At 59.1% G+C, this 14,108-nt stretch carries 14 protein-coding genes and 2 pseudogenes; 11 read left to right on the top strand and 5 right to left on the bottom strand.

All coding sequences use genetic code 11. The annotated features are described in order from the left end of the window. From ilvB to B0G69_RS37545, 5 genes and pseudogenes are all read left to right on the top strand, one after another. A partial coding sequence (gene ilvB, locus B0G69_RS37515) for a biosynthetic-type acetolactate synthase large subunit (RefSeq protein WP_121325151.1) occupies positions 1–1,534 on the top strand: 1,534 nt, incomplete at its 5' end. A 127-nt stretch (positions 1,535–1,661) separates the two neighbouring features. Beyond that, positions 1,662–3,323, top strand: coding sequence for a dihydrolipoyllysine-residue acetyltransferase (aceF, locus tag B0G69_RS37520; RefSeq protein ID WP_121325152.1), 1,662 nt, complete (start codon positions 1,662–1,664; stop codon positions 3,321–3,323). A gap of 18 nt (positions 3,324–3,341) precedes the next feature. Continuing rightward, positions 3,342–5,096 carry a dihydrolipoyl dehydrogenase gene (gene lpdA / locus B0G69_RS37525; protein WP_121325613.1) on the top strand — a complete coding sequence of 585 codons (1,755 nt, stop codon included), beginning with the start codon at positions 3,342–3,344 and terminating at the stop codon, positions 5,094–5,096. A 776-nt stretch (positions 5,097–5,872) separates the two neighbouring features. Continuing rightward, entirely contained in the window at positions 5,873–6,640 is a 768-nt protein-coding gene (locus tag B0G69_RS37535; RefSeq protein WP_158609053.1) for an EAL domain-containing protein, read from the top strand. Positions 6,641–6,904: 264 nt separating this feature from the next. Next, positions 6,905–7,446, top strand: a pseudogene (locus tag B0G69_RS37545) (LysR family transcriptional regulator); the annotation flags it as partial. 438 nt (positions 7,447–7,884) lie between these two features. Here the strand turns inward: B0G69_RS37545 and B0G69_RS37550 are convergent. Together B0G69_RS37550 and B0G69_RS37555 are read right to left on the bottom strand one after the other, a co-directional pair. Then, entirely contained in the window at positions 7,885–8,223 is a 339-nt protein-coding gene (locus tag B0G69_RS37550) for a type II toxin-antitoxin system RelE/ParE family toxin (RefSeq protein WP_121325155.1), read from the bottom strand. Beyond that, on the bottom strand, positions 8,220–8,456 hold the full coding sequence (locus B0G69_RS37555) for a type II toxin-antitoxin system ParD family antitoxin (protein ID WP_121325156.1): 237 nt from the start codon (positions 8,454–8,456) through the stop codon (positions 8,220–8,222). The genes B0G69_RS37550 and B0G69_RS37555 overlap by 4 nt, the downstream gene beginning before the upstream one ends. 861 nt (positions 8,457–9,317) lie before the next feature. Here B0G69_RS37555 and B0G69_RS37560 point away from each other — a divergent pair. Beyond that, positions 9,318–9,587 (top strand): DUF1488 family protein, encoded by a 270-nt coding sequence (locus B0G69_RS37560; RefSeq protein WP_121325157.1) that lies wholly within the window; start codon positions 9,318–9,320, stop codon positions 9,585–9,587. Here the strand turns inward: B0G69_RS37560 and B0G69_RS42520 are convergent. Continuing rightward, positions 9,528–9,890, bottom strand: a complete 363-nt coding sequence (locus tag B0G69_RS42520) for an SDR family NAD(P)-dependent oxidoreductase (RefSeq protein ID WP_241991710.1) — start codon at positions 9,888–9,890, stop codon at positions 9,528–9,530. The two genes, B0G69_RS37560 and B0G69_RS42520, sit on opposite strands and share 60 nt — an antisense overlap. Next, entirely contained in the window at positions 9,890–10,216 is a 327-nt protein-coding gene (locus B0G69_RS37570) for a nuclear transport factor 2 family protein (protein ID WP_121325158.1), read from the bottom strand. Before B0G69_RS37570 ends, B0G69_RS42520 begins: the two co-directional genes overlap by 1 nt. 88 nt (positions 10,217–10,304) lie before the next feature. On the opposite strand from B0G69_RS37570, the gene B0G69_RS37575 reads away from it, so the two are divergent. The 5 genes and pseudogenes from B0G69_RS37575 (at position 10,305) to B0G69_RS37595 (ending at position 13,521) form a co-directional block, all read left to right on the top strand. Next, positions 10,305–10,673, top strand: a complete 369-nt coding sequence (locus B0G69_RS37575; protein WP_121325159.1) for a helix-turn-helix domain-containing protein — start codon at positions 10,305–10,307, stop codon at positions 10,671–10,673. 428 nt (positions 10,674–11,101) lie between these two features. Continuing rightward, on the top strand, positions 11,102–11,674 hold the full coding sequence (locus B0G69_RS37580) for a GNAT family N-acetyltransferase (protein WP_121325160.1): 573 nt from the start codon (positions 11,102–11,104) through the stop codon (positions 11,672–11,674). 100 nt (positions 11,675–11,774) lie between these two features. Beyond that, positions 11,775–12,290 (top strand): annotated as a pseudogene (locus B0G69_RS37585) (GNAT family protein). Positions 12,291–12,531: 241 nt separating this feature from the next. Further along, the gene (locus tag B0G69_RS37590) at positions 12,532–13,041 is read left to right on the top strand and encodes a GNAT family N-acetyltransferase (protein WP_121325161.1); all 510 of its coding nucleotides are present in this window, start codon (positions 12,532–12,534) and stop codon (positions 13,039–13,041) included. A 129-nt stretch (positions 13,042–13,170) separates the two neighbouring features. Next, positions 13,171–13,521: a VOC family protein gene (locus B0G69_RS37595; protein ID WP_121325162.1), complete on the top strand. Its 351-nt coding sequence runs from the start codon at positions 13,171–13,173 to the stop codon at positions 13,519–13,521. Positions 13,522–13,757: 236 nt separating this feature from the next. On the opposite strand, the gene B0G69_RS37600 is transcribed toward B0G69_RS37595, so the two are convergent. Next, positions 13,758–14,102 (bottom strand): BON domain-containing protein, encoded by a 345-nt coding sequence (locus tag B0G69_RS37600; protein WP_121325163.1) that lies wholly within the window; start codon positions 14,100–14,102, stop codon positions 13,758–13,760. Positions 14,103–14,108 lie beyond the last annotated feature (6 nt).

Below are 14,108 nucleotides of genomic sequence, written 5' to 3' on the forward strand. Positions count from 1 at the left end.
CTTTTCGCGTGCAACGGGAAAGGTGGGTGTTGCGCTGGTGACGTCGGGGCCAGGCGTGACAAACGCGGTGACGGGCATTGCTACCGCCTATTTTGATTCGATTCCGATGGTGGTGATCTCCGGCAACGTTCCCACACTCTCTATAGGAACCGATGCGTTTCAGGAGTGTGATGCTGTCGGGATCACACGGTCGATCGTGAAGCACAACTTTCTGGTGCTGGACGTCTCACAACTTGCGAAGACATTAAAGAGCGCGTTTCACATCGCCCGCAGCGGGCGTCCCGGGCCTGTACTGGTCGATATTCCCAAGGACGTACTTCAGGCGAAGACGCCATTGTGCATCCCTGAAACGGTTTCCTTGCGATCCTATCGCCCGCGTATGGACCCTCATATCGGGCAGGTGCGCCGTGCGGCCCAGGCGCTCGCGCGCGCACGCAGGCCGTGTATTTTGGTGGGCGGCGGCGCGGTCGCCTCCGGTGCAAGCGACGAAATCGCGGAACTCGCGCATCGAGTTGATTCACCGGTGACAAACACGTTGATGGCTCTCGGCGCGTTTCCCGGCTCAGACAGCAGATGCTTAGGGATGCCGGGACTGCATGGTACGTACGAAGCCAACATGGCGATGCAGCATTGCGATGTGTTGATTGCGCTTGGTGCGAGATTCGATGACCGGGTCATTGGGAATACCAGAGACTTCCGGTCCGACCGAAGGACGATTATTCATGTTGATATCGACCCCGCGACCATCGACAAGCGGGTGCAGGTTGATGTTCCGATCGTAGGGGACGTCAAGATTGCGGCGCACGCGATTCTGACCTTGCTCGAAGAGCAGTGTATCAATGCTGAAAATCGCAGTGACTGGTGGCGTCAGATATGGACCTGGCGGGAGAAGCGTTGCCTGGCCTACGAACCGGACGCCGACGTAATCAAGCCGCAGTTTGTCATCCAACGGCTCTGGGAAGCGACTGGAGGGGATGCCTATATTTGCTCCGACGTAGGGCAGCATCAGATGTGGGCCGCGCAGCTCTACGGGTTCAACAAGCCTCGTCGATGGATCAACTCGGGCGGCCTGGGAACGATGGGCGTGGGACTGCCTTACGCCATGGGAGTGAAACGTGCGTTTCCGGATGCAGATGTGGTTGCAGTGACAGGCGACGGGTCAATCCAGATGTGCATCCAAGAGTTATCGACCTGCAAGCAGTACGACCTCGGGGTCAAAATCGTCTCGCTCAACAATGGCTATCTGGGCATGGTGCGGCAACTGCAGCATGTGAGTTACGGCGACCGGTACTCGCATTCGTACATGGACGCATTGCCTGACTTCGTGGCGCTTGCGCGCGCATATGGGCACGTTGGTTTCCGCATCGAGCGCCCATGCGATGTTGAGCCCGTATTGCGCGAAGCACTTGCCATGAAACACCGTACCGTGTTCATGGATTTTGCCACTGATCCATCGGAGAACGTTTGGCCGATGGTTCGAGCAGGCGCGGGCTTGACCGACATGCTGATGAATTCGGGCGACCTTGACCGATAGGTCGGTCTGGCCAGGACTGCGCGAAGCGGTGGTGCCTTGCTGTTTGCTCGAACACTGACGCATTCACGAGGCGTAGTGTGAATAGATTGTTGATCTCGCGTTGAGCCGCCATTGGGAGAATACTGAGGTGCATGTTACAGAAATCAAGGTGCCGGACATCGGCGATTACAAGGACATTCCTGTGATCGAGGTGCTGGTCAAGGCGGGTGATACCGTCGAGAAAGAGCAATCGCTCGTTACACTGGAATCCGACAAGGCGACCATGGACGTGCCGAGTTCGGCCGCCGGCGTGGTCAAGGAAGTGAAGGTCAAGGTCGGCGACAACGTGTCGGAAGGCTCGCTGATCGTCGTGCTGGACGGCGCTGAAGGCAGCGCGGCTGCGCCGGCTCCGGCGTCTGCTGCTGCACCGGCGGCGGCCGCGGCCCGGGCCCCGGCGCGCACACCGGCTGGCGCGCCCGTGGCTGCCCCGGCCGCAAGCGGCGGCGGCCTGCAGGAAGTCAAGGTGCCGGATATCGGCGACTACAAAGACATTCCCGTGATCGAAGTCGCGGTAAAGGTAGGCGATCGTGTCGAGAAAGAGCAGTCGCTGGTGACGCTCGAATCCGACAAGGCGACCATGGACGTGCCGAGCTCGGCCGCCGGTGTCGTCAAGGAAGTGAAGGTCAAGGTCGGCGACACCGTGTCGGAAGGCTCGGTGATCGTCGTGGTGGAAGCTGAAGGCGGTGCAGCAGCGCCGGCTCCGGCCGCCAAGGCTCCGGTAGAGAAACCGTTTGATGCGCCGGCTGCACCGTCGCCGGCTCCGGCGGCGCCGTCCGCGCTCGCCCAGGCGCCGGTGATTCCGGCCGGCGAAGGCGGCGCACGTCATTCGAGTCATGCATCGCCGTCCGTGCGCAAGTTTGCGCGCGAACTCGGCGTCGACGTGACGCAAGTGCAGGGCACGGGGCCGAAGGGCCGTATCACGCAAGCCGACGTGACCGCCTTCATCAAGGGCGTGATGACCGGCCAGCGTGCTGCGCCCGCAGGTGCAGCGGCGCCGGCGGCCGCAGGCGGCGGCGAGCTGAATCTGCTGCCGTGGCCGAAGATCGACTTCACCAAGTTCGGTCCGATCGATCCGAAGCCGCTGTCGCGCATCAAGAAGATTTCGGGCGCGAATCTGCATCGCAACTGGGTCATGATTCCGCACGTCACGAACAACGACGAAGCGGATATCACCGAACTCGAAGCGCTGCGCGTGCAGTTGAACAAGGAAAACGAAAAGGCCGGCGTGAAGATCACGATGCTGGCGTTCGTGATCAAGGCCGTGGTGTCGGCCCTGAAGAAATTCCCGACGTTCAACGCAAGCCTCGACGGCGATAACCTCGTGTTCAAGCAGTACTACCACGTGGGTTTTGCCGCCGATACGCCGAACGGTCTGGTGGTTCCGGTGATTCGCGACGCGGACAGGAAGGGTCTGGTCGAAATCGCGAAGGAAATGACCGATCTGTCGAAGGCCGCGCGCGACGGCAAGCTGAAGCCGGATCAGATGCAGGGTGGCTGCTTCTCGATTTCGTCGCTGGGCGGCATTGGGGGCACCAACTTCACGCCGATCATCAACGCGCCCGAAGTCGCGATTCTCGGCTTGTCGCGCGGCGCCATGAAGCCGGTTTGGGACGGCAAGCAGTTCGTGCCGCGTCTCACGCTGCCACTGTCGTTATCCTGGGATCACCGAGTCATCGACGGGGCGGAAGCTGGGCGTTTCAATGCGTTTCTGGCGACGCTGCTTAGCGATTTCCGTCGCGTGATTCTTTGAACGAGAGGTGGATTGTTCATGACTCTCATTGAAGTCAAAGTACCTGATATCGGCGATTTCAGCGATATTCCCGTCATCGAGGTACTGGTCAAAACGGGTGACACGGTCCGGAAGGAGCAATCGCTCGTCACGCTGGAGTCGGACAAGGCGACGATGGATGTGCCGAGCGCGGAAGCCGGGACGGTTAAAGAAGTGAAAGTGAAGGTTGGCGATAAAGTTTCGGAAGGTACGCTGATTGTTCTGCTAGAAGCTACAAACGTTAGGGCGCACGAGGCGTCTGTCGCGGGAGCATTTCCGGCGAGCACCACCGCATGCGCGGCTCCGCAAGCAGGCAGCTTCTCCGGCAATGCGGATATCGAGTGCGACATGCTCGTGCTCGGTTCGGGCCCCGGCGGCTATTCGGCCGCGTTCCCCTCGGCCGACCTCGGCATGAAGACGGTGCTGGTCGAGCGTTATGCAACGCTCGGCGGCGTGTGTCTGAACGTCGGCTGTATTCCGTCGAAAGCGCTGTTGCATACCGCGCTCATGATCGACGAAGCCGAAGCGCTCGGCGCGCACGGCATCACGTTCGGCAAGCCGCAGATCGATCTCGACAAGCTGCGCGACTTCAAGTCGGGCGTCGTCAAGAAGCTGACTGGCGGTCTCGCCGGCGTGGCCAAGATGCGCAAGGTCGAAGTGGTGACGGGCACCGGCGCGTTCGTCGACCCATACCACATGGAAGTGCAGACCGAAGGCGGCAAGAAGGTCGTCAAGTTCAACCAGGCGATCATCGCCGCGGGTTCGGAAGCGGTGAAGCTGCCGTTCATTGCGGAAGATCCGCGTGTGGTCGATTCGACCGGCGCGCTCGAACTGCGCCAGATTCCGCAGCGCATGCTGGTGATCGGCGGCGGCATCATCGGGCTGGAAATGGCGACCGTGTATGCGACGCTCGGCGCGCAGATCGAGGTGGTCGAAATGCTCGACGGCCTGATGGCCGGCGCGGACCGCGATCTGGTCAAGGTCTGGGAGAAGTACAACAGCAAGCGTTTTGCGAACGTCATGCTGAAGACCAAGACCATCGCGGCGGAAGCGAAAGACGACGGCATCTATGTGTCGTTCGAAGGCGAGAAGGCTCCGGCCGAAGCGCAACGCTATGACCTGGTGCTGGTTGCCGTCGGCCGCTCGCCGAACGGCAAGAAGATCGGCGCGGACAAGGCCGGCGTTGCGGTGACGGATCGAGGCTTTATCGACGTCGACAAGCAGATGCGCACGAACGTGCCGCACATCTTCGCAATCGGCGATATCGTCGGTCAGCCGATGCTCGCGCACAAGGCGGTGCACGAAGCTCACGTCGCCGCCGAGGTCGCGCACGGCGAGAAGGCGTACTTCGACGCGCTGCAGATTCCGTCGGTGGCCTACACCGATCCGGAAGTGGCGTGGGCCGGCAAGACCGAAGACCAGTTGAAGACGGAAGGCATCAAGTACGGCAAAGCGGTGTTCCCGTGGGCCGCGTCGGGCCGCGCGATCGCCAATGGCCGCGACGAAGGCTTCACGAAACTGCTGTTCGATGAGGAAACGCATCGCGTGATCGGCGGCGGGATCGTCGGTCTGAATGCGGGCGATCTGATCAGCGAAGTCTGTCTGGCCGTGGAAATGGGTGCGGACGCAACGGATATCGGCGGGACAATTCATCCGCATCCGACGCTTGGCGAATCGATCGGGATGGCCGCCGAGTTGTACGAAGGCGTCTGTACCGATTTGCCGCGGAAGCGCGAAAAGGCAAGTCCGAAGTAAACGTAGGTGCTCGGGGTCTGTCAATCACGCGTTGCATCGAGCCGGTCACTACCTTCGATCGTCAAGATCGCCGTACCGTAACCTTCAAAAACGATGAGGAAGTTATGACGATTGTCGGAATGTCGTTGAGAAATATGGTGGAGGACTGGTTGGCACCCGACCCGAAGAGAGGATTTCGAGTCAGCCATTACGGACGATCCAGCTCGGGACGTTACGTTTGCGTCGTCGCAGACAACGGAAGCGGGCCAAAGGCGATGTTCTTTTTTCGACACCGAAACGGAAAATGGTGCATTTTCCCACCCGATCCAGAGAGACCTGCCATGCGCATCGCTGAAGTTTCGTATGCCCGAGGCTGACGGTGAAACAAAACGTCAGGCTGAACACTCGGAGCACGGTCGGCGCCACCGGCAATGCGCCAGGGACTTTCTTCGTGTGCTGTGGGTGAACGTCGTTGATGTGCTCAGTTTTGCCACGTCCTGATTCGTGGTTGCGTGGTCAGTTCGCTGCGGATCATCGAACTCGTGCCGGCCGGGAACCGGTGAATGCGTGTTCCGCGCCTCGCGTGGTTCCGCGGCGCGCAGTAAAAAATACGTGTGGACGTTTAGCATGCCGGGGTGATTATGGCGCCGCCCGAAAATCCTGCTCATGAACTGTCCGGATTAGTACCGGGTCGCCTTGCCAGGCAGGAGACCGGTGATAGCAAGTGCGACGCGTGGAAGGAGAGTTTCGATGATCACCGAAAGACGGAAGATCGTCCACGTTCTTACCAGTGGCCGATGTCCACGCGAATCGACGCGCCGGCGGAGCCTGCCGGATCGGTCGGGGAGCTCTGCGTCGTCGCCACGATCGTAAATCTGCGCGAGATCGAGCAGGTGTATGGCGAGTCGATTGCACTTGGCGTGCGGCATGCCGTCTATGAGCGGGCCCTGGCGCTCTCACGATCAGGGAGGGCTACCGTTGCAACAACCGGTGCGCATATCGTTTTTATCTTCGACCAGGATTTCATCGATGCGGCAAACCTGGCAACTGCGGGTCATCACTGGTGTGAGCGTTACAAGGCCGATATGGTGGTAGCCGCTACCGTCTTCGCGGCACTGGAGGAGAAAAGGCTCGATTTCGATCGGGAACCCGTTTGCGCCGCCGGTGATTCGCAAGATGTGACGTACTACGAGGTACTGCTTTGCGAGATAAGGAACGGCCAGCGCATCCGTATCGGCAGTCTCGTGGGGGCCGTTGAGCGCCTGGGGATGGTGAGGCGGCTTGACGAATGGGTCGTCGACGCGACGATCGCCGCATTGCGCCGCAATCCTGCGCTCCGGCTCGGCTGTAATGTGTCCGCGCATAGCGCCACACTCGATGCGTGGTGGACCTCCATCGTCTCACAGTTGCATGCAGACAGATGCCTTGCTTCGAGGCTGACGATCGAGATCACGGAAACAGCCGCAATGACTTCGACGACAGAGGCACGGAACTTCGTCAGGACGTTCCAGGCGCTGGGCTGCCAGATCGCACTGGATGACCTGGGGAAAGCCACAACAATCTGATCGCCCTGATCGGGCTTGGCGTCGATATCGTCAAGATCGATCTGCGTTGCCTGAGACAGGAAGGCGGCACCCGAAGTCCCCTGGGTCTGCGTCCGCTTATCCTGTTCGCGAAGGCTTACGCGGCGAGCGTCATCGTCGAAGGCATCGAGACTGAGGACGACGCGCAACAGGCGCGGGAGTGCGGGGCCACGTGCCTCCAGGGCTATCTCTATTCAGGTCATTCTGCATCAGACATTGGTGCGGAACGTGCATGAAAGGGTTTTCATGAAAGTGGGCGCGATGTTGAACATGATCGAGCTGGAGACATTTGGCGCGGTGGTCGAACATCGCAGTTTCACACAAGCGGCGGTCGCGCTGAATATCTCCTCTGCTGCAGCGACTCGACGTGTCAAACGGCTCGAACAGTCGATCGGGGCGCTGCTGCTGATTCGCGAACCGACGGTGATGCCGACGAAAGCGGGCGAAGACGTGTTTCGTCATTTCATGGCAGTCCGGCTGCAGGAAGATGACCTGCTCCGGCGTGTCACGCCGGGGAGGACGTCGACAACAGCGCTGGCCCTTGCCGTCAACGCCGATTCGCTTGCCACCTGGTTTGAGCCGGTCACGCGCGAGCTGGCGCGACACCATGTGGCGCTCGGGATCGTCGTGGACGATCAGGACCATACGCTCGAGGCACTGCGCGCGGCGACGTCAAGGGCTTTCTGTCCACGCAACCGGAACCGGTTGTCGATCGTATCGTGGCGGAGCCGGTCGGACAGATGCGCTACCAGTGTGTCGCCACCCCCGGATTCGCCCGCGAACATTTCGCCGTACGCTGAGCAGCCTCGTTTTTTGCTCGCCCAAGGAGCTGGGAACAAAATTACTTGAACCAACGGCTAACCAATAGCGGCCGCAGCTCGACTATCAATTTGACATAAAAGGAATGATCAAAGGTTAGTTCGCAATCCTATGCGTATTAAGACGAATGGGTTATCAATTTGTGCAGCAGGCTGCTGCACAAATTCTGGATTCGACCGTGCCTCCAAGTTGCGCGGTGACAATCTGCGCATGGCGGGGAAGGCTGATCGACAACGCAGCCCGTATCAGCTGCCTGTCGACGATGTTGAGGTCGATCTTCCAGTACAGCGCGATTAGTTTGTGAGTATCGGCACTGCCGGTTAGATACAATGGCCGTGCGCAATGGGGCGGTCAAAGGTGGGAAGTGCGTGAAGGCTACTCACGGGCCTGGTGCCGTGCAGAGGCTGTCAATGAGTCTCATCGTCGTTGCTCTCCAGCCAAGCCGGAATATCACGCTTGCCGTTGAGCACGCGCCAAACTTCCACATGAGCCTTGCGCTCAATATAGAAGATCAGGTGCGGATAGCGATCAAGTGGCCACGACCGCAGGCCTGGGATATCCAGCTCGTACGCGTAACGGGGAGACCCGATGTTCGGGTGCTTGGAGAGACGCTCGTATGCCTGCTCGATCTCCGTGATGAATCCGAGCGCGGCCTGCTCCGAGCCTGCGTCTACGAGGTAGTGCGTCACCTCGTCCTCTACGTCCTGCCTGGCCAGCCTTGTCGGTATGACGGGCTTAGCCGTCATTTGCGAGAAGTACGCACGCGAGCGCGCAGCGATGCGAAGTAGTCGGCGTCAACAGGGGCGGCGAGGCCGGACGTCGCGCCTTGCACGATTATTGCGCGTAGACGCTTGCGATCCTGATCTTTTCGGATCAGTTCGCGGACGTACTCGCTACTCGTGCCGTAGCTGCCCTCGCCAACCTGTTCGTCGACGTAGTCCTTTAGCGAATCCGGTAGGGAAATGTTCATAGTGGTCATGAAACCACTCTAGCACGCTTTGGCAAATTTTGCCAAAGTGGTGCGGCATTACGAGGCGGCCGGCGTCGCGGGACTGCTACGCTAGCTTTCCGGCGCATGGACTATGAACGGTGGCCGGCGTCAGGTGAACAGAGGGCCGGATATGCGGCCGTGCGTGCGGCGTTCGACCGCATGCTCCGTCAGTTCATGACCTCTTTATTTGACATAATTAAAGTGATCACTTTTCGTGAACTTTTTAGTTAAAATTGTGAGTTCCCGGTCACATTCTGCTTTTCCTGTTGAGTCACGCTACCGAGGGTCGAGCCTGAGCCTCAACATGCGCGGCGCTGCCCGTCAGCACGCGGCATTGCCCGTCGCAGGCTAACTGACATGCCGGGTAGGGAGCGCATTCGTGGTGACTGTCCTGGGATGCGGTCGAGCCGGAACGGATGCTTCCTCGTTGACCGGTGCAGACGGGCAGTTACTGGCCGGAAATGCGTGAACTGCGACGCCAGAATTCTTTTAACTCCCAACGCAGCGGTGCAACGATTCGCGCATTGAGCGCCTGGGCTCGATGCTCCGTTTTGTGCACCTGGATTACTCCCGGAAAAGCTCACCATTCGCGAAGATTAACAATTGCAGATTCGCAACTAACCGTCTATTTCGACGGCTCACACCACAAAAACCAAACCCCGGCTTGCAGCGAGAAGGGGCGAATCTGGAGATCAAACCAGGTGCCTTGTGACCGGCGATCACGGGCGGCGGGCCGCCGCTGGATCGCTACGTCGCTGGCGATCGCGCTGCCTGCAACTGCTGATAGATTTATCGCTGCGCGGCGCAGTACAAAATACAACAACCGCGAATGATATCGTGAGGTGCGTCATGGAAGTTCCTGATCGCGCGCCCGCCGTCTCGCCGGACGGACGCGCCGTGGTTTTCATGCTGTCGACCCGCGGCCGCGAGGTCGAAGGCGCTGTTGCGCGTGACGCACTCGAAGAGCATTTCTGGCTACCACGTGGCGCCGACCCGGCGCGCACACTCAGGACATTCGAGAACGGCCGCAACCGCATCGTCGCGGTCGCACAAAGGCAGTTACTGGCGCGGCCAGACGAGCGGCTGTCGCTCACCGTCAACGACTTCATGCACCGCTAGATGGCCATTGGCCTTCGCGCTGTCATTTGGGCCAGGGGCGTCGTTCGTCGGCCTTTCGGACTGACTTCCCTGGACGCCGCCGAGCCGTTCGAGCACGGGGTCGACTATGGTTTTACAACCCTCGGCCGTCGTGATGTCCGCACCGATGAATCTTTCTTCGGGAAGGTCATCGGGACGCGAACGTGCCGTCGCGAGGACGTTCGCTCCCGCCTCGCAAAGGTGTGCGACAACGGCTTTACCGATGCCTTTGGTCCCGCCTGTAACAAGCGCCCGGAGGTCCTGAAGTTCGAGTGCCGCGCTCATCAGTGAATCTCCAGAGACGCGATCTTGCCGTCGGCCAGGACAAACCTGTAGGTCAGCTCGACCGGGCTACCGGGGAAGGCGCCCGTGAGCCTGGCGCGCATCGTCACGGCGGCGCCATCCTGGGACAAGTCGAGCGGTTCGACGGTGTACTGGTACCTGGCTTTGGTGTCTTTCTTCCAGCCCTGGATGGCTTCGAGCCCCTCGATAGTGCGGCCCTCGTCGCGCACGACGGCGTCGGCAGCGAAGCAGTTCTCAAGAGGAGCGGTGTCGCTGGTGGTTTCTGCCTTCAGATAAGCATCCACTGGCGGCGGCAGGATGATGCTCATGGACTTTTCCTGAACGTCACGTTTGCACGTCCCAATGATGGCGCTATAGTTACCACATCGCAAGAACGCACTAAAAAGTAAGTAAGCCGTGTCCAACCGAAAAGCCTACACTCCCGCGACCGCCGCAATCGGCGTTGAAGCCGCGTTCAGGCTGCTCGAAGGACGCTGGAAGCTGGTGATCCTGTTTCACCTTTTCGGTGGTCAGGTGCGGCGCTTTTCGGACCTCGAGAGGCTGATCCCTGGCATCACGCAAAAAATGCTCGCCCAGCAGCTGCGCCGTCTCGAAGAGGACGGCATTGTGACGCGTACGGTCTATCACCAGGTGCCTCCGAAGGTGGACTACCGCCTGACCGATTGGGGCCAGGCGCTGTGCCCGGCACTGGATGCGATCCTGAAATGGGCCGAGCGCCGTGAAGACTTTGCATCGGCAGCGTCGAGCGTGCGCGCCCAAGGCTGACAGACCTGTTTTCCCAGAATTCGAATTCTGTGGGTGGTCGACGAGATGAAGGCCGACGTGTTATTCGCGGCCTCGGACCACTCCGCGGTTTCCTTCCTCGAGGTTTATTCAACGCCTGCCCGTACGCGTTGTCGTTCGCTCATGAGCCCGTGCGCGAGGGCAGGCATCGAATAAACCTAAACGTATGCTGCCGATCGCGGCCTTGCGAGGGTCGGGAGATCCATGCCGTTTGCATAAGGCAGTGATCGGCCACAAGCCGCCGGTCGAGGTCGCCGTCCAATCTGAATAACCAAGGGCTCGTTCGCCCTTGTTCAATGGCCGGTCTCCGGCGAGCGAATTACCGGTGGCACTGCCTCAACCCGGCCACTTTGAGACACTCGACGCCGCCGCTTAAACTGTTGACAATCATTCCTCCTGAGGCGAAGAAAATGACGACTGAGATCGAACTCTTGAGGCCTACGACTGCGTTGCTGGCAAGCTACGTTTCGGCCCTTGAGGCGGGATGGTCACCTGACAATGTTCGTAAGGAGGTCGCTGCGCGCGAACAGTTGAATGCTATCGAGTTGAACGCAGAGGCATTCGTCGACGGGCTGGATGATCCGACCGCATCAGGCGGCCCGATTCCTTTGCCCGATGGCTCGACCGTTGCCCGTCTTCCAAGCATCATCCGATGGATTTGGGACGGCGATGTTAGCGGTGCGATCGGATTTCGTTGGCAGGCTGGATCTGCCGAATTGCCGCCGTATGTGCTCGGACATATCGGCTTCTCAGTCGTGCCGTGGAAGCGAGGCAACAGCTACGCCAAGCAGGCGCTCAATTTGATGCTTGGCGAAGCGAGGCTGCAAGGCTTGCCCTACGTGGAACTAACGGTTGATCCTGAAAATATAGCCTCACAGCGGGTGATCGCAGCATGCTGTGGTGTCCTGATTGACCGGTTCAAAAAGACCGCCGCCTATGGATTCGCGGAAACTCTTCGTTATCGCATTGAGCTGGACGACTGAGAAACCTGTCGGACCCTGTTCGGCCAACTCCGGAGATTGATCCATCTCTGTTGGATCGGCGACAATTCAAGCCCTGCACACGCCTATACGATGGAGCATCATGAGTGGCATTCAGCTAAGCCGAGTGATCCGTGCCGACGCCGCCGATTTGATCGCCGCAAACTCAGCAAGTCAGGACTATCACGTGCCTTGGGTCACATCCTTTACCGATCAAACGGGCTTCGAAAACTGGTTTTCAGGTGGTCTCACCGGGTCGAACGTCGGCCTCATTGCGCGTGAAGCAGCATCGATTCAAATTGTCGGTGTGGTGAACATCAACGAAATGGTAATGTGCGCTTTTCGCAGCGCCTATCTCGGGTATTACGGAATGTCGAACTTCGCCCGGGCAGGGTTGATGACGGACGCGGTACGGGCAGCTGTGATGATGCTTTCAGCGAACTTGGATTGCATCGGGTGGAGGCAAATATTCAAACAGGGAATATCGCGTCGATCGCACTTGTGCGGCGGTTGGGTTTTAAACAGGAAGGTTTTTCTCCTCGCTATCTCCGCATAAATGGCGAATGGCGAATGGCGCGACCACGAGCGATGGGCGTTGCTGGCCGATATGCCCGGTTAGACACAGCCGCCACTCAAAAAAATAATGTGCTCACGCAGAAATTGTTTTTGTGCCAATATTGACAGCATGGAACTTCGTAACGTCCCGAGCAAGGCTCACCACCATCATCACGGTCGCTATCCGCTGCGCCGTGGGTCGTTACGTCCATAGCAAGGAATTCGACCTCACGGTCCATTCCATGTGCAAACGACCAAGGCGCTTAAGGCGCCTTTTTTTATTTCCCCACCATCAAGAGCTGAAGATGACCGACTCGATAAGCTATCGCCGCGCAACCATCGACGACATTTTGAAAATTTGCGAGTTGGGTCAAATCTTGAACGCGATCCATCATCAGGCACGTCCTGACGTCTATGCAAACGCCACTGAAGAGTTCGCTCGAGACAAGCCGCACTGGCTATCTAGCCTTCAGGGAGAAGATCGAGCCATGTTTCTCGCCGAGCATGGCAGCACGGCGGTCGGCTTTATCACCGTTCAAGTGATGCAGCCGACAAGTCCACTGTTGCAACCGTTGACCGTTGGCCGCATTGGCTCAGTCGCTGTTTTGGAACGACTGCGGGGACGCGGCGTCGGGAGCACGCTGATGAAACTTGCTGAAGAGTGGGCGCGAAAAAACGGTGCCAACGACATGAGGCTGACCGTTTGGGCGTTTAATGAACAGGCGGTCGATTTGTATCAGGAACTTGGCTATGAGCTTCGTGCGTTCGAGATGGGAAAGCAACTGCCTATTGCTGGGGATATGCCAGTCGCATGAGGCGATGCTCGGCCACGAACGGTCAGTCTATATTCGTGCATAAATAGTGGACAATTAATTGTTTACGTGAAACTTTTGAAAGCTTTATTATCTGTTTCGTCTTTCCGAAAACGTTCTTGGAGCATTTCAATGCGGATTAGAACCACCTATTTGAAAGTGTCGGACATGGAACGCGGTTCTGCTTTCTGGGAAAACCTGTTGGAACGCGCGCCCAACCGCAGGTCGGATAAGTGGACCGAATTCTCGCTCGGTGAAGTCCGCTTCGGGTTGCTGCTAAATGATTTTGGCGATGAGTTCGTCGGGAGCGGATGCGTTCCTGTGTTCGAATTTGACGTATCCGCCTTGCATATATTTCTGGATCGCGCCAAGGCTTTTGGGGCAACAGTCGCTCTCGACGGGCTAAACAATGAAGCCATGAAGAGCATTGTGTTGGTTAGCCCTGATGGCCACGAGTTCGAACTTTGCGCATGTCACGACTAATCGGTTGTTCTACCCCGAAAATCTAAGCCCGCGTTGCCCGTCGCGAGTGTCCGTTCCTAAGGGCGTCAACGGGCTGTTGTGGGTCGATCACGGTCGGCCCGAAACCGGCGAACGTGATAGAGCGCAGGGGAATGCCCGTCAAGGCGCAGACGCACTGTTCCTTTGACGGAACCGCTGGTCGCGCGCACCCCAGGCATCACTGTCTCGTCCGTCATCTGTTTTCCGGCGAGCGCGCGTTATTGCGGCCTCAGGTGTAGATCGTTGCTCACGGATTGCACCCCCGCCACGCCGCGCGTCACGGCAAGCGCTTGCTGAATCTGTACCTCTGCATCCACGTATCCTGACAACTGCACGACGCCTCGATACGTGGCGACGCTGATCGGCAAGGATCTCAGCCCTGGGTCTGCGACGAGCGCCTGCTTCACCCTGGCGGCGAGCGCAGCGTCGTCCGTGGCGACCTTCCCCGGCGCGGTCACGGCCTGCGTCGCTGTCGACTTGCAGCCGTTGATGAACACGAACGCGGGGAGCGCGAATGCCGCGACCATCAGCAACCGGCTTTTGATGTGTGGCACGTCTCGCATGTCGGC

This window comes from Paraburkholderia sp. RAU2J, assembly GCF_003634845.1.
GTDB lineage: Bacteria > Pseudomonadota > Gammaproteobacteria > Burkholderiales > Burkholderiaceae > Paraburkholderia > Paraburkholderia fynbosensis.